This window comes from Acinetobacter oleivorans DR1 (assembly GCF_000196795.1).
GTDB lineage: Bacteria > Pseudomonadota > Gammaproteobacteria > Pseudomonadales > Moraxellaceae > Acinetobacter > Acinetobacter oleivorans.
In genome coordinates this window covers 2,492,249-2,509,616 of record NC_014259.1, presented here as the reverse complement: position 1 = coordinate 2,509,616, position 17,368 = coordinate 2,492,249, and the positions used below count along the sequence as shown (strand labels likewise).

The 17,368-nt window shown below is 39.5% G+C and carries 19 protein-coding genes; 10 read left to right on the top strand and 9 right to left on the bottom strand.

Translation table 11 applies throughout. From position 1 onward, the window contains the following. Nucleotides 1-44 precede the first annotated feature (44 nt). Complete coding sequence (locus AOLE_RS11745; RefSeq protein WP_013198203.1) at nucleotides 45-521, bottom strand: cyclophilin-like fold protein; 477 nt, start codon at nucleotides 519-521, stop codon at nucleotides 45-47. A 285-nt stretch (nucleotides 522-806) separates the two neighbouring features. Here AOLE_RS11745 and AOLE_RS11740 point away from each other — a divergent pair, with 285 nt between their 5' ends. Beyond that, a complete protein-coding gene (locus AOLE_RS11740) occupies nucleotides 807-1,697 on the top strand; it encodes a LysR family transcriptional regulator (protein ID WP_002048265.1) in 891 nt (296 codons plus the stop codon). On the opposite strand, the gene AOLE_RS11735 is transcribed toward AOLE_RS11740, so the two are convergent. Next, nucleotides 1,675-2,880, bottom strand: coding sequence for an MFS transporter (locus AOLE_RS11735; RefSeq protein WP_013198202.1), 1,206 nt, complete (start codon nucleotides 2,878-2,880; stop codon nucleotides 1,675-1,677). The genes AOLE_RS11740 and AOLE_RS11735 overlap by 23 nt on opposite strands. A gap of 261 nt (nucleotides 2,881-3,141) precedes the next feature. Here AOLE_RS11735 and AOLE_RS11730 point away from each other — a divergent pair, with 261 nt between their 5' ends. Next, entirely contained in the window at nucleotides 3,142-3,426 is a 285-nt protein-coding gene (locus AOLE_RS11730) for a GNAT family N-acetyltransferase (RefSeq protein WP_001025680.1), read from the top strand. 106 nt (nucleotides 3,427-3,532) lie between these two features. Here AOLE_RS11730 and AOLE_RS19920 read toward each other — a convergent pair whose 3' ends face one another. Continuing rightward, complete coding sequence (locus tag AOLE_RS19920) at nucleotides 3,533-3,646, bottom strand: hypothetical protein (protein ID WP_014206469.1); 114 nt, start codon at nucleotides 3,644-3,646, stop codon at nucleotides 3,533-3,535. 64 nt (nucleotides 3,647-3,710) lie between these two features. On the opposite strand from AOLE_RS19920, the gene AOLE_RS11725 reads away from it, so the two are divergent. The 5 genes from AOLE_RS11725 (at nucleotide 3,711) to AOLE_RS11705 (ending at nucleotide 7,599) form a co-directional block, all read left to right on the top strand. Continuing rightward, nucleotides 3,711-4,370: an amino acid ABC transporter permease gene (locus AOLE_RS11725; RefSeq protein WP_013198201.1), complete on the top strand. Its 660-nt coding sequence runs from the start codon at nucleotides 3,711-3,713 to the stop codon at nucleotides 4,368-4,370. Continuing rightward, a complete protein-coding gene (locus AOLE_RS11720; protein WP_000418067.1) occupies nucleotides 4,360-5,025 on the top strand; it encodes an amino acid ABC transporter permease in 666 nt (221 codons plus the stop codon). Before AOLE_RS11725 ends, AOLE_RS11720 begins: the two co-directional genes overlap by 11 nt. A 2-nt stretch (nucleotides 5,026-5,027) precedes the next feature. Beyond that, nucleotides 5,028-5,759 (top strand): amino acid ABC transporter ATP-binding protein, encoded by a 732-nt coding sequence (locus AOLE_RS11715; RefSeq protein ID WP_013198200.1) that lies wholly within the window; start codon nucleotides 5,028-5,030, stop codon nucleotides 5,757-5,759. Between the two features lie 30 nt (nucleotides 5,760-5,789). Then, nucleotides 5,790-6,650 (top strand): transporter substrate-binding domain-containing protein, encoded by an 861-nt coding sequence (locus AOLE_RS11710; RefSeq protein ID WP_013198199.1) that lies wholly within the window; start codon nucleotides 5,790-5,792, stop codon nucleotides 6,648-6,650. Nucleotides 6,651-6,732: 82 nt separating this feature from the next. Continuing rightward, the gene (locus AOLE_RS11705) at nucleotides 6,733-7,599 is read left to right on the top strand and encodes a cysteine ABC transporter substrate-binding protein (protein ID WP_000209985.1); all 867 of its coding nucleotides are present in this window, start codon (nucleotides 6,733-6,735) and stop codon (nucleotides 7,597-7,599) included. A 247-nt stretch (nucleotides 7,600-7,846) separates the two neighbouring features. Here AOLE_RS11705 and AOLE_RS11700 read toward each other — a convergent pair whose 3' ends face one another. Then, nucleotides 7,847-8,782 (bottom strand): LysR family transcriptional regulator, encoded by a 936-nt coding sequence (locus tag AOLE_RS11700; RefSeq protein ID WP_013198198.1) that lies wholly within the window; start codon nucleotides 8,780-8,782, stop codon nucleotides 7,847-7,849. Between the two features lie 91 nt (nucleotides 8,783-8,873). Between AOLE_RS11700 and AOLE_RS11695 the strand changes: the two genes are divergently transcribed. Next, entirely contained in the window at nucleotides 8,874-9,512 is a 639-nt protein-coding gene (locus AOLE_RS11695; protein WP_013198197.1) for a LysE family translocator, read from the top strand. A gap of 373 nt (nucleotides 9,513-9,885) precedes the next feature. On the opposite strand, the gene AOLE_RS11690 is transcribed toward AOLE_RS11695, so the two are convergent. The 5 genes from AOLE_RS11690 to AOLE_RS11670 all read right to left on the bottom strand — a co-directional run bounded on the left by AOLE_RS11690 (nucleotide 9,886) and on the right by AOLE_RS11670 (nucleotide 15,455). Beyond that, entirely contained in the window at nucleotides 9,886-11,847 is a 1,962-nt protein-coding gene (locus tag AOLE_RS11690; RefSeq protein ID WP_013198196.1) for a family 2A encapsulin nanocompartment cargo protein cysteine desulfurase, read from the bottom strand. Beyond that, nucleotides 11,822-12,754, bottom strand: a complete 933-nt coding sequence (locus AOLE_RS11685) for a family 2A encapsulin nanocompartment shell protein (protein WP_001107602.1) — start codon at nucleotides 12,752-12,754, stop codon at nucleotides 11,822-11,824. Before AOLE_RS11685 ends, AOLE_RS11690 begins: the two co-directional genes overlap by 26 nt. 257 nt (nucleotides 12,755-13,011) lie before the next feature. Then, complete coding sequence (epsC, locus tag AOLE_RS11680) at nucleotides 13,012-13,953, bottom strand: serine O-acetyltransferase EpsC (RefSeq protein WP_081399167.1); 942 nt, start codon at nucleotides 13,951-13,953, stop codon at nucleotides 13,012-13,014. Nucleotides 13,954-13,971: 18 nt separating this feature from the next. Continuing rightward, complete coding sequence (locus AOLE_RS11675; protein ID WP_013198194.1) at nucleotides 13,972-14,481, bottom strand: rhodanese-like domain-containing protein; 510 nt, start codon at nucleotides 14,479-14,481, stop codon at nucleotides 13,972-13,974. Between the two features lie 236 nt (nucleotides 14,482-14,717). Beyond that, nucleotides 14,718-15,455: an SDR family oxidoreductase gene (locus AOLE_RS11670; RefSeq protein ID WP_013198193.1), complete on the bottom strand. Its 738-nt coding sequence runs from the start codon at nucleotides 15,453-15,455 to the stop codon at nucleotides 14,718-14,720. A 125-nt stretch (nucleotides 15,456-15,580) separates the two neighbouring features. Here AOLE_RS11670 and AOLE_RS11665 point away from each other — a divergent pair, with 125 nt between their 5' ends. After that, nucleotides 15,581-16,483, top strand: coding sequence for a LysR family transcriptional regulator (locus AOLE_RS11665; protein ID WP_013198192.1), 903 nt, complete (start codon nucleotides 15,581-15,583; stop codon nucleotides 16,481-16,483). A gap of 60 nt (nucleotides 16,484-16,543) precedes the next feature. Continuing rightward, nucleotides 16,544-17,362 carry an AraC family transcriptional regulator gene (locus AOLE_RS11660; RefSeq protein WP_004793004.1) on the top strand — a complete coding sequence of 273 codons (819 nt, stop codon included), beginning with the start codon at nucleotides 16,544-16,546 and terminating at the stop codon, nucleotides 17,360-17,362. Nucleotides 17,363-17,368: the final 6 nt, after the last annotated feature.

The window sequence follows — 17,368 nt, the reverse complement described above, 5'->3', positions numbered from 1 at the left end:
AATACCTCAATTTAAACAATGTGAATGAGTGAATAGATAGATGTTTATTCGATTTGGGAAATTGAAATTTTGATGGGTTGTTTTTGCTTGAATGCTTGGGGAATAGCATCTAGTTTTCCAAGAAAAATGAGGCCATTGGCATAACCAACATGAGAATCCTTATAGAAAAAAGCTAGATTACCCCAAGGAGCATAATAGGTAAGATCACCTGCTTTTCCGGCATATCCATGAGGCGCGTTTTGTGTAGTTAGCTTGGTGGGTAAATCAGCTATTTTTTCAGTGGAGTCATAATCTTTAAGTATTAATGTCAGTGGAAGCTGCTTGGCAAAATCTTCAACAGTAGGTGACATGGCTAATGTGGCAAATAGCGGTTGCTGTGTTCCATCAATATCAATACGGATTTTCATCATCGATCCCCTTTGTTGATTTTTACCTTGAGGCTTTATTGCATAAGAAGCGGAGGTCACTGAGAACAAAACACATAGGCTGACTAAGCCTTTAAAAAACTTATAACTAGCCATATCAACTCACCTCGCTTCTTTAAGAAAAAGCACATAAATGCAATGAAGCTATTTATTCTTTAACGTAAAGATATGAGTGGAATTTATTAATTTTTTACAATAATAAAATGACTCATAATAATCGCCTCAGTTTATTTAAATCTTCATATTTACTGCTTGATATGGATTTTAACGAATCTTCTTTTTAATAATTAGTCTAAAAAACAAACATGGACTTATGAGTAATATTCATGAATAGTTTTATCCTTTATAATGAGGTTGACTCCCCAATAAGAGATAAAGCAGATGATAAATAAAGAAAACTATAATGATCTTTATGCTTTTTTAATGGTGGCAAGAGAGGGTAGTTTTACTAAAGCCGCAGGGAAAATGGGAATTTCACAATCTGCGCTAAGCCATACGATTCGGGGTTTAGAAGAACGTTTGGGAATGTTACTCCTGACCAGAACTACACGTAGTGTTTCACCTACAGCAGCAGGCGAAAGGTTGAAACAAACGATTAGTGCTAGTTTTGACCAAATCGATAATGAATTATCCCTTTTAACTTCATTTCGAGACCAACCCGCTGGTACGGTTCGGATTAATGCCAGTAGCCATGCGATACGGGAAGTGCTGATTCCAAAACTTAAAAAGATTGCGGGTGATTACCCAGATGTGCAAGTTGAACTAACTGCCAATAGTGGGATGGTCGATATTGTGGCAGAGCGCTTTGATGCAGGCGTTCGTTTCGGAAGCCGCGTAGCTGATGGCATGATTGCAGTACGTATTAGTCCAGATGTCAAAATGGCGGTAATAGCAACACCAGCATATTTTGAACAATATGGAATTCCTAATACTCCTAAAGATTTAATCAATCATCAATGTATTGGCTATCGTTTAACCACCCAAGGCAGCGTGTATGCGTGGGAATTTGTGAAAGATGGTCAAGAGACAAAAATCAAAATTCAGGGGCAATGGATATTTAATGAAAGCTACGATATCGTCGAGGCGGTTAGAGCTGGATTTGGACTTGCTTATATTCCCGAAGATTTGATTCGAGAGGATCTAAAAGAAGGGACGCTGATTCAAGTTTTAGCAGAGTACAGTATCCAGTTTCCCGGATACCATTTGTACTATCCACATCGAAGACAACTTTCACCTGCATTACGATTGGTTATCGATGTACTACGTGAGTAGCATTTCGCCATGTGAGAAAAGCAGTAATTGCGCCTAATAGCAAAATAGTTGCGCTCATATAGAACGTGGCACTATAGCCATATGAGTCATATAATAATCCACCTATAGTTGCACCTAGAGTAATTGCAAATTGAATAATCGCAACCATCAAACCACCGCCAATTTCAGCATCTTGATGTAGTGTTTGGGCAAGCCATGTATTCCATGCAACAGGTGCCGACGTTCCAATAAAGCCCCAGAAACCCATCAATATGGCAACAAACCATAAATGCTCACCACCAAATACAAAAGCTCCAGCAATCAATGCCATGATGAATGGAATAAGAATCAGATAACGATAAACATGTTGGTGGAGGATTAAACTAATTACAAATGTACCCACTAAACCTGCTAAACCCAATATTAATAATAAAATGGATAGCATTGTCGCATCGACATGAGTAACGGTTTCTAGAAATGGGCGTAGATAGGTAAATAGCGCAAATTGGCCCATAAAGAGTAATAAAATTCCGGTCATCCCATAAAGTACAATTGGGCGTTTTAGTAAACCAAATGGATTTTTAGATTTCTCAACTGACAATATTGCTGGAAGAGAGGGCATACTTTTAAATTGCCAAATAAGTGCAACAATCGCGATAGGAACAATACAGAAAAAAGCACCACGCCAGCCAATAATTGAACCCAAAAAACTTCCTAATGGTGCTGCAATTGTGGTGGCTAGAGCATTTCCGCCATTTAATAAACCGAGTGCTTTAGGTACTGAAAGCGGAGGAACGAGTCGCATGACAATTGATGTCGACATTGCCCAAAAACCACCAATAACTACGCCTAAGATTGCACGACCCAACATAAACAAAGCCGCAGAATGGGCAGATGTAATGACTATGCCAGAGACAATCATCAGTAGGGTGAGTAATAAAATGATATGACGGCGATCCCATGTCTTAAATACACGGCTAATAGTTAAGCTGGCTACCACAGCAAAAATGCCTGAAATTGCGATCGCCTGACCGACTTGGCCTTCACTCATATTTAAATCTGAAGAGATTGGTGTGAGTAAACTTACGGGCATGAATTCTGAGGCAATTAATACTGCGCAGCATAGTGACATTACAAATACAGCACCCCATGCTGGTGTGCTATTTTCATGTGTATCTTGCTCAATTTGATGAAAAGAAGACATAAAAGTTCCGACTTTAAAACCGTTAAATGTTCATAAAAGAAATGAACAAATCTGGTTGCAGAGCTTATCAGTAAGAATTTGAAAGGATTAGACGTAGAATTACGAATAGAATTATGAGTTTTATGCATGAATTGTCTTTAAAAAGCATACAGACTCGCTGCTAAAAACAGGCTATTTTTTTACACTTAGATTTGTTCTTATAGTTCAAGATATACAAAGTCATTTTTAAATAAATATGAGTCGTAAGAAGAGGAATTTATTGTGAATATTCAACAAAAAGATGATACAAAACACGGCAGCTTTAGCTTACTTGATGGTGAAACCGTTGCAGGTGAAATGACTTATACATGGGCAGGCGAGAGCATGCTAATTATTGATGCCACAGATGTGAATGAAAATTATCGTGGACAAGGTGTAGGTCGCCAATTACTTGATGCCTTGGTGGCTTTTGTTCGTGAAAAAGACGTAAAAGTAATTCCGCTTTGCCCATATGCAAAATCAGTTTTTGATAAAGACCCAAGTATTGGTGATGTACTTAGAAAATAAGAAATAGATTGAAAATCATTTAATAAAAATCGGGCCTTAGTGTCCGATTTTTTATTGGTTTTATTATTCATCTTTGTTTTAGTGAATATGCTTTGAGCGGTTGTATTCAACTGATTTGAAGGTTTTCGATTGCCAGATCGAATTTATCAAACTTATAGAAAAGCTTATCTAATAAAAATAGTTTTAGACCAATTGGGAAAAAAATAAACTCGTTGCACAAATATTTAATAGCTGACGAAAGCTAAATATTTATAACGTTTTAATATTATTTTTTGGAATTTTCCTTGAACTGGCAGTATATCCATAGTGTGTTGCCGCAATTTTTCTCTGCAACTTTGACCACGCTGAAAATTTCAATTATCAGCATTATTTTGGCAATTCTTGTAGGGTTAATTTGCAGCATTTTAATCACATATCGCGTGCGGGTGCTAAATAGAATTGCCCAGTTCTATATTGAGTTATCTCGAAATACCCCTTTATTAATTCAACTGTTCTTTTTGTATTACGGTTTGCCAAAGCTTGGCATCAAAATCGATGGTTTTGCCTGTGGTGTGATCGGATTGACCTTTTTGGGTGGAAGCTATATGGCTGAAGCCTTCCGAGCAGGTTTGCAGTCTGTTGCTAAAGGGCAGATTGACTCTGCAAAAAGTATTGGTCTGCAACCGATTCAAATTTTTAGATATGTCATTTTTCCTCAAGCACTGGCTATTTCAATTCCGGCAATAGGGGCAAATTGCCTATTTCTGATTAAAGAAAGTTCTGTGGTCAGTGCAATTGCTGTCGTTGAATTGCTTTTTGTCACCAAAGACTTAATTGGCATGGACTATAAAACCACAGAAGCTTTGTTCTTACTCATCATGGCTTATCTCATTATTTTATTGCCCGTGTCTATTTTAACCAGCTATCTGGAGCACAGAAGTCGGAAGGTGAGCCATGGAACTTGATTATCTATTTCAAGCGAGTCACCTCGAACGTTTAATGTGGGGACTTTGGGCAACTGCAAAAATTGCATTTATTTCAGTGTTTTTCTCTGCAATTTTCGGCACAGTTTTCGGCGTCATTATGACTTCTAAAAATATAGTCGTTAAAGCATTGTGCCGCCTGTATTTAGAAGCCATTCGAATCATTCCAATTTTAGTTTTGCTGTTCGTGTTTTATTTCGGCTTTGCGACATGGTTTAACTGGCAGTTTTCCGCAATGTGGGTGTGCGTTGTTGTGTTTGTTTTATGGGGTACGGCTGAAATGGGCGATTTGGTCCGTGCAGCCATTACTTCAATTGATCAGCATCAACGTGATTCTGCCTATGCGCTCGGACTTACCCATGTTCAAGCCTTGGTCTATGTCATTTTCCCGCAAAGTCTAAAACGAGTAACGCCAGGTGCGATTAATTTATTTACTCGAATGGTGAAAACCAGCTCTTTGGCAGTCCTGATTGGTGTGGTTGAGGTGATTAAAGTTGGCCAGCAAATTATTGAAAATTCGCTGTTGACCGTGCCGAGCGCTTCTCTTTGGATTTATGGCTTTATTTTTATTTTGTATTTTCTGATTTGCTATCCCTTATCTCGTTTGGCGGCACATTTAGAAAAGGTCTGGGAGTAATTATGCCTTTGTTATCGATACAACAATTACAGAAATCATTTGCACAAAGTCATATTTTACAGGGCATTGATCTGGATGTAGAACAAGGAGAGGTGGTAGTTATTTTAGGTCCATCGGGCTGCGGTAAAAGTACTTTATTGCGCTGTATTAACGGCTTAGAACCGATTCAGAGTGGTGAAATCCGTTTAACAGGCTCAGGTGTGCTTGGTAAAGATGTGGACTGGACTAATGCTCGTCAAAAAATTGGCATGGTTTTTCAGAACTATGAGCTATTTGGGCATATGAACGTCATTGACAACATTTTGCTTGGACCACTTAAAGTACAAAAACGTCACCGTGATGAAGCTGAACAAGTCGCAGATGAGTTGTTAAAGCGAGTGGGACTATTTGAGCGAAAACTCGATTATCCGCGACAACTTTCAGGTGGACAAAAGCAGCGTATCGCTATTGTGCGTTCACTGGTTATGCAACCTAAAGTCATTTTACTTGATGAAATTACTGCTGCGCTTGATCCGGAAATGGTCAGAGAAGTACTTGATGTAGTCCTTAAGTTGGCGAATGAAGGCATGACCATGCTGATTGTGACACATGAGATGTCATTTGCACGCAAGGTTGCTGACCGCATTATTTTTATGGATAAGGGCAAGATTATTGAACAGGCTTCACCAGAAGAATTTTTTGAACAGCCAAAAACAGAACGAGCGAAAGCTTTCTTAAATATTTTGTCGTACTAAATTTTTATTATTTGAATCATGAGGAAGTGAATGTTTAAACGTAATTCAGTAAAAATATTAAGCAGTATTGCCGTTGCTGGGGTGTTATTAACTGCGTGTAGTAAAACGCCATCAACTGAACAGGCAAGTAATGCTCAAACAGACCATTCTTTAGAGCAAGTCAAAAAAAATGGAGTACTACGAGTTGCCGTTTTTGCAGATGATCCGCCGTTTGGTTATGTAGATAGTGCGGGTAATAATCAGGGCTTTGATGTGGCTTTAGCAAAACGGGTGACTAAAGATTTGCTTGGTGATGAAAAAAAAGTTGAGTTTATTGTAACTGAAGCTTCAAATCGGGTGGAGTTTTTAAAATCAAATCGTGCCGATGTGGTATTTGCGACATTTACAGTAACCCCTGAACGTAAAGAGGTTGTCGATTTTTCCGAACCTTATTTAAAAGGTGCTTTCGGCATTGTCTCTCCTAAAGCTAAGCCGATTACAGACATTGCTCAATTAGAAGGTAAGACTTTAATTGTAAATAAAGGCACAAGTTCGGATACCTACTTTACCAAGCATTATCCTAAAGTAAATTTACTCAAGTTTGAAAGAAACTCGGATGCCTTCAAAGCTTTAACCGACGGTCGTGGTGACGCAATTTCACAAGATAGTACATATGCTTTGGCGTGGGCCGCGAAGAACCCAAGTTATGTGGCGGGTATTCAGTCTATTGGTGATCAAGAGTTTATTGCACCAGCAGTTAAAAAGGGTAATACCCAATTATTGAATTGGCTCAATACTGAAATCAAGCAGCTAAGAACAAGCGGTGAAATTAAAAAAATTTATGATGAAACCTTGAAACCAATTTACGGTGACTCAGTCAATCCGAATGTGTTTTTAGATGTAGGCCAGTAATTTTCGATATCGCTAGAGCAGTGTTTAAAAGTAGGCGCTGCGATTTTAAATAAAACTTTTACAAGAACGATAGGGTGAAATAATGACAACATTAACATTTCAAAACGTGAAGCATATTTTAGCTGCGTCTTTACTGAGTTTGGGTTTAGTTGCATGTGACAAAGGAACTCAGTCTACTGAAAAAACGGCCGATACCACACAAACTGTGTCGAGTATTGAACAGATCAAAAAGAATGGCGTAGTACGAATTGGTGTATTTAGTGATAAACCGCCGTTTGGATATTTAGATGCTCAAGGTAAAAATCAGGGTTTTGATGTAGAAATTGCCAAGCATGTTGCGAAAGATTTGCTGGGCGATGAAAACAAAGTTGAGTTTGTTTTAACTGAAGCGGCTAACCGTGTCGAATACTTAAAAGCCAATAAAGTGGATATTATTTTTGCCAACTTTACCGTTACGCCAGAGCGTAAAGAAGTGGTCGATTTTGCTAAACCTTATTTAAAAGTTGCACTAGGTGTGGTTTCCCCTAAAAGTCATCCGATTACTGATGTGGCTCAACTGAAAGATAAAACTTTATTGGTAAACAAAGGTACAACAGCTGATTCATTCTTCACCAAGACTCACCCTGAAATTAAGCTACAAAAGTATGAGCAAAACACAGAAACTTTCGATGCTTTAAAAGATGGTCGTGGTGCTGCTTTGGCACATGATAACTTGCTGGTTTTAGCTTGGGCTAAAGAAAATCCAAATTACACTGTTGGCATTACCAATTTAGGTGAGCAGGATTTAATTGCACCAGCAGTGAAAAAAGGCGATAAAGAGTTATTGGACTGGTTGAACCAAGATTTAGAGAAACTGGCTAAAGAAGGCGTGATTCATCAGGCTTATGAAAAAACTTTAAAACCAGTCTATGGCGATACGATTAATCCAAAAGATTTATTGGTTGAGTAGTTTTACTCATAGCCCTTAATGACTAGGATTCTAGATAGTATTTGCTTGAGCTAGGATTCATCTACAGCCTGCCCATAATTTATAAAGATAATATTTTTGCAATATTTTTTTATAGATGGAAACAGTGGTCAGGTTCTGTAGATGAGAAAGTTTTTTGGTTACTTTTTTCAAAAAAAGTAACAGAATTAACTGAGTGCTTTAGAGGTTAAAAGGTAGGATTCCATCGTGCTAATTCCTTGACTCTATATTACTTTAACTTAAATAAAGTCGGCTCTGCTGCTAATTTATCAGCCAAATATTGAATCAATACACTCAATTTAGGCGGGACATGCCGTGTCGGTGGGTAAAGTAACCACAGCCCGCCACTATAATAGGTTTTAAAATACCAATCTGGTAAAACCTGAACTAAGCTACCTTGTTGTAGTGCATGACGTGCAACGAAGTACGGCAAGCTCGCAATACCTAAATGCTGTAATGCAGCACTCAAACGCACACCTGTATGGTTTGCAGCATAACGACCACGCACAGCCACACTGATCGATTTGTTTCCTTGTTGAAATTTCCATTTTGAGTCACTGGCTTGTTCGCCCAAGTAAATACATTCATGCTGCTTTAAATCATGAGGGTGGTTCGGTGTACCATGCTTTGCTAAATATTCAGGTGTAGCGCAAACCAAGTGATCAATATCAATCAGCTTTCGACCCATAAGGCCACCCGGTGGTTGCTCTGTAATTCGAAGTGCTAAATCGACTCCATCATCAATGAGGTCTACATAGCGATCTTCTAAAAGCATCTGTATATCAATTTTCGGGTAGCGTTCTAAAAATTCGGGTAAATGCGGATGAATCATAAAATGCCCCACAGCTTTCGGAACACTCATGCGAATAATACCTTCTGGCTCGACATGAAATTGCCCAGAACTTTCCATGACTGCTTGCGCCGCATTTACCATATCTAAACAACGTTGATAAACCTGTTGTCCGCTTTCACTTAAACGAAGTTTCCGTGTGGTCCGATAGAGTAAGCGGGTGCCTAAAGCACGTTCTAAACGAGCAATCGCACGACTAACAGCAGAAGGTGTTGTACCAAGCTGGCGGGCAGTTTCAGAAAAACTTTCCGACTCGACAACCTTAACGAAAGTCGCCATTTCATTTAACAGAACCAGACTTTGATTTGTGCTCATGAGGCAAAAGTTATTTGGATTTTGATTGGATTATCGCGTCTAAAAAATCGCAATACAATCTTTTAGTTGATTTTCAGGAAACTAAATTGTTATGTGGCAGTTGTATGGACATGAGTTTTTAACGCTAGCTCTTATTCATTTTATGGCGGTGATTTTACCGGGACCAGATTTTGTGATTACGGTAAGACAAAGTGTACGTTATGGCTATTTGATTGGATGTCTAACTGCAATTGGTATTGGTGTGGGGATTTCAGTACATGTGTTTTATACACTGGTTGGTATTGGCTTTTTGATTCAGCAAAGTGAATGGCTCATGTCATTTATCAGAACAGCGGGGGCAGCTTACTTAGTGTATTTAGGATGGCAGTGTTTACGAAGCCAGCCGAATCCTAATATTGAGATTAATGGACAAACAGACAGTGACACTCCGAGTTTACTTAAAGCGTTTACAATGGGTTTTCTTACCAATGCGTTAAACCCAAAAGCCACCATCTTTTTTCTGGCAATTTTTACGACGATTGTAAGTACGACCACACCAATGAAAGTTCAGGTCTTTTATGGGGTCTGGATGTGTATGGTCAATGCCATCTGGTTTATGGTGGTGAGTGTACTGTTTGCTCAGCCTATTGTACGTAAAAGATTTTTAGAGTTTGGGGTGTATTTTGAGCGGGTGATGGGAGTTTTATTAATTGGGATTGCGTTGAGATTGATTTGGGGATTGTTTGTTTAAGTTAGTTTTCTTTATAAGTGGATGGACTGTCGCGACGGAGTCTTACCGTTTATACATCGGAAGAAAGTAGCTAATTCTGTTACTTTTTTTGGAAAAAGTAACCAAAAAACTTTGTCATCTACAGAACCTGTTCACTGTTTCCATCTATCAGAAAATGTTGCAAAAACATTATTTTTGCAAATTATGGGCAGGCTGTAGATGACTCTTAGCTCGAGCCGAAGGTTAATCTAGGAATCGAAATTAAAATAACAAGACTCCGCTGTGATAGCTACTTTGACTTGTTCCTATATATGAAGTTGTGATCAATAAGGTTCAGTAAATAATTTATAAAAAAGACCGCTCAAAAGCAGTCTTTTCTAGTCTAGAAATAGATTTAATTGCTACGTCTATTACGCGTCAGTTGATGTAACACCGACACCAATAAATCAATTTCTTCAGTCGTATTATAAAAAGCCAAAGACGGACGCACGGTTTGTTCTACACCAAAACGACGTAAAATTGGCTGTGCACAGTGATGGCCAGAACGTACGGCAATACCATGTTGATTTAAAGCTTTACCGACTTGTTCAGTTGAATAGCCTTGTAAGGTAAAGGACATAACACTGGCTTTGTGATGTGCCGTTCCGATCAGACGTAAACCAGACACACTGCTCAGTGCATTTTGACCATATTCGAGTAGATCATGTTCATAGCGAGCAATGTTATGAATGCCTAGACTTTCGACATATTCAAGCGCAGCACCCAAACCAACAGCATCGGCAATGTTTCCAGTTCCAGCTTCAAACTTGTTTGGTGCAGGTTGGTAAACTACTTGTTCGAAGGTCACATCCTGAATCATGTTACCGCCGCCTTCCCAAACAGGCATGCTTTCTAGCAGTTCTGGTTTTGCATATACCGCGCCAATACCCGTCGGCCCAAACACTTTATGTCCAGAAAACACAAAAAAGTCCGCATCGAGAGCTTGTACATCGGTAGGGATGTGCGAAACAGATTGAGCACCATCAACTAAAACACGTACACCTTTGGCATGCGCAATTTTAATGACTTCAGCAACAGGTGTGACTGTGCCTAAAGCATTCGAAACTTGAGTAATCGACAGCAGTTTAGTGCGTTCATTAATCAGTTTTGGCAACTCTTCTAAAATAATCTGGCCCGTGTCATCCACAGGAATGACTCGTAATTTTGCTCCAGTTTTTTTAGTGAGTTGATACCAAGGCACAATATTGGCATGGTGTTCTAAGTGAGAAACGATAATTTCATCACCTTCGCCAATATTTTGTTCACCCCATGTTTTTGCAATCAGGTTAATGCCTTCGGTTGTTCCTCGAACAAAGATAATTTCTTTAGAAGAGGGTGCACCAATAAATCGGGCAACTACATTTCTTGCATGCTCATAGGCATCGGTTGCACGAGCCGCTAACTCATGTGCAGCACGGTGAATATTTGAGTTTTCATGCTGATAAAAATAAGCAATCCGGTCAATCACGCGCTGCGGTTTTTGTGTGGTCGCAGCATTATCCAACCAGACCAGAGGACGACCATTTACGCGTTCCTGTAAAATTGGGAAATCGCGACGTATGGCATGCACATCGAGTGGTTGAGCACTACTTGCTACAAAAGTGGGTTGCGATGGTTGATAGTGACTATAACTTTGTCCACTTTGAGGCAAGTCTAAAAAATAAAATGCAGAGCTTGCCGAACTTTGGGGCGGTGTGTTCGTTGCAAAACGATCTTCAGTTAGCAATGATTTCAGCTGGTCACCATGTGGCAATTGAAAAGACTGTGCAACCGAATAATTATCTTCAACACCTTTAACAGACGGTTCTGCTGTATTGGGAGCAGAAAAATCATTTAAAAAATAATAAGGTGATTCACCTGCACCAGTGGGTAAGTTTGGTTCAATGCGCGGCACATTGGGTTCACTATGAGTAGCTTGTGGCAAATGTGGTTCAAATGGTGGGCGTGGCAAATTAGCTCCACCAACCACAGGCGCAGACGCTACAATTCGGCGTTCAGGGTAGTCTGGCAAATTTGGAATATGTTCAGGATATTCCGGATTGAGACTTTTCTGAAAGGCGATATTGGGCGCACGACCACTCAGTGCAGAAAATGGTTCACCTGGTTGTGGAGGGTGCGGTGGCGCTCCGACAGGTAAGTCCAAGTTAAGGCCCGATGGAGAAGCTGAACTGCTTGAGCTTGGTAATGCTGAAAAAAACTCATTAGCAAGTCGAGCAATGGTGGACTCATCAGGGAAGTTGGCTGGTGGATTAACACCAGTCACTTCAGGCCCCGTTGGACTACCTTGCAGATTACTTGTAGTTAACTGGGTAGTCATGATATTTGTCCACCTCCACATCATCTAATACTGCCAACGCATCATCAGTGAGTACTGCAAGTGAGCAATATAACGAGATTAGATACGACGCAATCGCGTTACGGTTAATTCCCATAAAGCGTACTGAAAGCCCTGGTGACTGTTCACCAGCAAGACCTGGTTGGAACAAACCAACAATCCCTTGACGCTTTTCACCAACACGAAGCAGCAAGATTTTAGTTTTGCCATCTTCTACAGGAATTTTATTTGATGGAATGAGTGGAATACCGCGCCATGTAATGAATTGCGAACCAAATAAGCTAACCGTTGGAGGTGGCACACCACGGCGTGTACATTCACGGCCAAATGCGGCAATCGCATCAGGGTGTGCTAGGAAAAATCCCGGTTCTTTCCAGACTTTACGTAGCAAATCATCAAGATCATCTGGAGTAGGTGGGCCATTTAAAGTCGAAATACGTTGGTCATCTGTCACACTTGCCAGTAAACCGTATTCGGGGTTATTGATAAGCTCACTTTCTTGACGTTCTTTAATGGTTTCAATCGTTAAACGAAGCTGTTCTTTAATTTGGTCGTGTGGGCTGCTGTAAAGGTCAGCAACACGTGTATGTACATCTAAAACAGTAGACACACCATTTAAAAAGTATTCGCGTGGTTCTGGGTCATAATCAACAAAAGTTTGAGGTAAAGTTGCTTCATCACGTTGTGTGCAAGCGACTTGAATATCATCAGTATTATTTACACGGTTTAAGCGGTAGATACCTGCTTCAACAGGAAGCCATTGAAGTAAGTGAGTCAGCCATCTGGGAGTAATTGTAGAAAGTTGGGGAGCAGTTTTGGTTGCATTGGCCAGTTGACGGGCTGCGTGGTCCCCCAGCGCAAGTTGGGCTTTGTCAGTATTTTTCGCCATGAATCATTTTTCCTTATTACAGTGGCTTGGTTATAAAATGTTAAATTTTTAAATTATCGTGTTAACAGATTAGAATTAAATATTCGATTTTCAAAATATGAATAAGGTATAAATAAATGAACACAGTTCACTTATTATGAATAAGCATATGTTTATGAAAATTTAATATAAATAAGTAATAAACTGATTTATATATACCAAATTCATGTTTTTAATATATTGGTTAAAACTCTTATATATAAAATTATGAATACGATTTATTTAAATTCTGGATTTTTTTGATAAGACTCCAGTGGTGACTGTAAAATCTGGCTTCCTGCGGGAATACTATGTGTAAGCCAGACATTTCCCCCAATAATGGACCCTCGACCAATCGTAATACGACCTAAAATAGTAGCACCTGCATAGATCACCACGTCATCTTCAACAATTGGATGGCGTGTATAGTCTTTTTTCAAACCACCATCATCATTCGTTTCAAATCGTTTCGCTCCAAGGGTCACTGCCTGATAAATACGAACACGCTCTCCAATAACGCTAGTTTCACCAATCACCACACCCGTACCATGATCGATGAAAAATCCTTTACCGATTTTTGCACCCGGATGAATATCAATACCAGTTGCAGAATGCGCCAACTCGGAAATAATGCGCGACAATAAAGGCACTTGGGCATACAGTTGATGCGCTATTCGATGATGAATAATCGCAAATATGCCTGGATAGCAAAGTAATACCTCATCCACACTATGCGCCGCCGGATCGCCTTCATAAGCAGCACGCACATCGCCGTCTAAAAGACGTCGTATAGAGGGTAAGGTGTTGGCAAAATCCTGCACAATATTTTGAGCAAGTTCTTCTGGCTGTTGGACTGCGTTCGAATGACTCAAATGACGTTTTGCTTCATAATTTAAAGCCAGTTGTACTTGAGCATGTAAGGCTGTGAGTACCCGATTTAAAGTATAGGCAATATAAGAATCTTCAGTTTCTTGACGTAAGTCAGCAGGGCCTAAACGCATTGGGAATAAAATTCCACATAGGTCATCTAAAATAGCTTTTAACGCTTCTTTAGATGGAAGTTCACGGCCCCCAAATTCTTTGGTCCTGTGTTGCTGCTGACGCCAGTCATGCCTTGCTTGTTGTAAACCTTGTACAACCGCATTAATGTTCCATTGAGTCACAAGCTTTCCTTGATTCACTGAAAATTGATTAAAATATTAGTCTTGTTGCCAAGGAAGTTGATGGATGCGCCAGCCATTTTTCTGATTACGCTGTTGCTGATCATTTAGATCGCCTTCGAAGCCTTCAAGAACGTTATAAATGTGCTCAAAACCAGCATTAAATGCGGCCTCGGCAGCTTGTGCTGAACGGTTGCCACTACGGCATAACAAAAGAATGGTTTTGTCTTTGCCAACTTTTGTTTCGAGTTCTTTTAAAAAGCGTGGATTACGGTTAAACGATGTGCCTGTTGCCCAAGCGACATGAACACTTTCAGGGACATAACCCACAAATTTACGTTCTTCATTGGTACGTACATCAACTAAAACAGCTTCGCCTTGTTGTACGAGCTGCCATGCATCAGTAGGTGATAAACTGCCACTAAAATTAAGTTCATGGTCTTGTGCGTATTGCTGTGCTTTACTAAGAATAGTGTCTTTTGACAAAGATGTATTAGAACTCGAAGAGATAAAACTAGATGGGTTTTCAGTATTTAATTTGGCATTCATTTAAATAATTCCTTATCTTCGATTCAGATTGTTATTGTTCAATTTACGCGTTTTTAAATATAAGCAAAAATAAGTAATATCTATTTATATATATTTTTTTAATAAATAAGCAAGCTAAATATTTTATATAAAACCGTATTAATTAATCTTATAAAGTTCTTCTAATAATATGTTTAAAATATTTTAACGTTTGGTAAAAACCATATGGGTTAAAATAATCCATATGGTTTTAAATATTAAGCAAATCCACCATTTACTCGAATGACTTGTGAATTTACCCACCGTCCATCTGGGCCAGCTAGCATGGCAACTACACTGGCAATTTCTTCAGGTGTTCCGATTCTTTCCAAGGGAGCGAGTTTTGCAATTGCTGCCACTTGCTCTTCGGTTTTTCCATTGTAAAAAAGGTCTGTGCCTGTCGGGCCGGGCGCAACGGCATTTACAGTGATATTTCGTCCACGTAACTCATTTGCTAACACATGTACCAAACCTTCTACACCTGCTTTTGAAGCAATATAGGGACCATATAAAGGAAAAGATTTGGCAATTACACTCGTTGAAAGCGTAATAATTCGGCCACCATCTGGTACTGTTTCGGCTGCATGCGCTAATATTAAAAATGCACCACGTAAATTGGTATGAATTACTTTATCGAAATCTGGCAGACTTTCAGGGGTAATTTTTGCCATAGGCATAATACCGGCACTATGAACCACAACGTCTAATTGACCGTTAATCGCTTTTGCTTCTTGAAATAAACCACTCACCTCATGTTCATTTGCAACGTCTGCTTGAATAGCTGAGGCTTGACCACCTTGCTCAATAATGTGCTCTACAGTGGCTTGGGCATGCACTTTATTGCCAGCATAGTTAACAATGACATAAAAACCATCTTGAGCTAAGCGTTCAGCAATAGCACGACCAATACCGCGTGATGCGCCAGTAACCAGAGCTGTTTTTCTTGAAATATTCATTTTTAGATTGCCTGTTTGAGTAGGTATGGCTTATTTTAATAATATAGAAATATGGGATAAATCTTCATAATTGGATAAGATAATTCCATATTTATTAATAATAGATAGGGTTAAAAGCGAGCACCATGGATAAATTTGATACCTTGCAACTTTTTACCCGCATAGTAGAGCTGGGTAGTTTTAGTCAGGCAGCCGATCAGCTAAATATCCCACGCGCTACAGCAAGTAATGCCATTAAAGAGTTAGAAAATAATTTACAGTGTCGATTGCTAGAGCGGACGACTCGGCATGTAAGACCATCACTAGATGGGCAAGCATTTTATGAGCGTTGTACACAAATATTATCGGAACTTGATGATGCCGAATCATCTTTACGGAATGTAATTGCACAGCCCCGTGGTTTATTACGTGTCGATTTATCAGGCGCACATGCGACTAAAATTGTTTTACCCAATATCGATCAATTTCACGAGTTATATCCCGACATTGAACTTGTAATTAGTACGGGTGATCGTTTGGTTGATCTGATTCGGGAAGGGATAGACTGTGTGGTGAGAGCGGGGCGTTTGGATGATTCCACTTTAATTGCTAGACATTTGGTCGATATGCCACAAGTCATTTGCGCAAGTCCTGACTATCTAAATAAACATGGAACACCACAGCAACCAGAAGATTTGTTATCACATTATTGTGTCAATTTCTTTTCGACATCAGGCGGACGGAATTATCCATTTGAATTGATGGTGAATGGCAAAAAACAAGATTATTTTTTGAAAAGCTGGATCGCGGTAAATGATGCTGAAAACTATGTATTATCTGCTTTACGTGGGGCAGGTTTAATTCAGGTTCCGCGCTACCATGTGGCGAATGAGTTAAAAGACGGGCAGTTGGTTGAGGTTTTATCTGCGTGGGAAATCCCGAAGATGTCTGTTTCTGCTTTATATCCGCAGCACAGGCAGCTCTCGCCACGCGTACGCGTTTTTGTCGCTTGGCTGAGTGAGTTATATACAGGCTATTTTTCAAAATAACGATAGCGTATAACGTATAGGTAGAATGCTCTCTAGCACATATAAAATTTTGGTGAATATGTGATTGAATTACCCAATGCAAATGATTGGATTGTTAGAAATTCTGACCCGAATAGTCTCGAACGAATTGAAGCCTTTTTTACCGATCATGCTTATGAGTCGCATCGTCACGATACTTTTGCCATTGGTCGAACATTAACCGGTGTTCAAAGCTTTCATTATCGTGGAGAGATGAAACATAGCCAGCCGGGTATGACGATGGTTTTACATCCTGATGAAAAACATGATGGAGAGTCAGGTAGTCGAGATGGTTTTAGATATCGGATGGTGTACGTAGAACCTGCAACCCTACAGGAAATTATGAAAGGTAAACCTTTACCATTTTTTGAAAATGGCTTGAGTCAGGATCCCCGTTTATTTAAAGCAACTGATGTTTTATTACAGGGAATGGATCAACATATTGATCCTTTAGAAAAACAAGATGCTTTATATGATCTGGCAACCACACTGTACGAAATTTCTGGTAATAATCAGCGCACCTCACATTCTTATGACTATGTCGCAGCAGAGCGCGCTAGAGAATTTATACATGCCTCTTTATATGAAAATATCTCTTTAGATGATATTGAAAAAAATGTGGGACGAGACCGCTGGAGTCTTTCACGCGATTTTCGACTACTGTTTGGTACAAGTCCACATCGATATATGACCATGCGTAGGCTGGAAGTTGTGAAGTCCTGTTTGATGTATGGAGAGTCTTTAACTCAAGCTTCATTGATTGCAGGATTTTTTGATCAAAGCCATATGACACGTCATTTTCTAAAAGCATTTGGATTGACTCCAGCCCGATGGCGGATGATCAATAAGCTCTCTTCTTAAACAAAA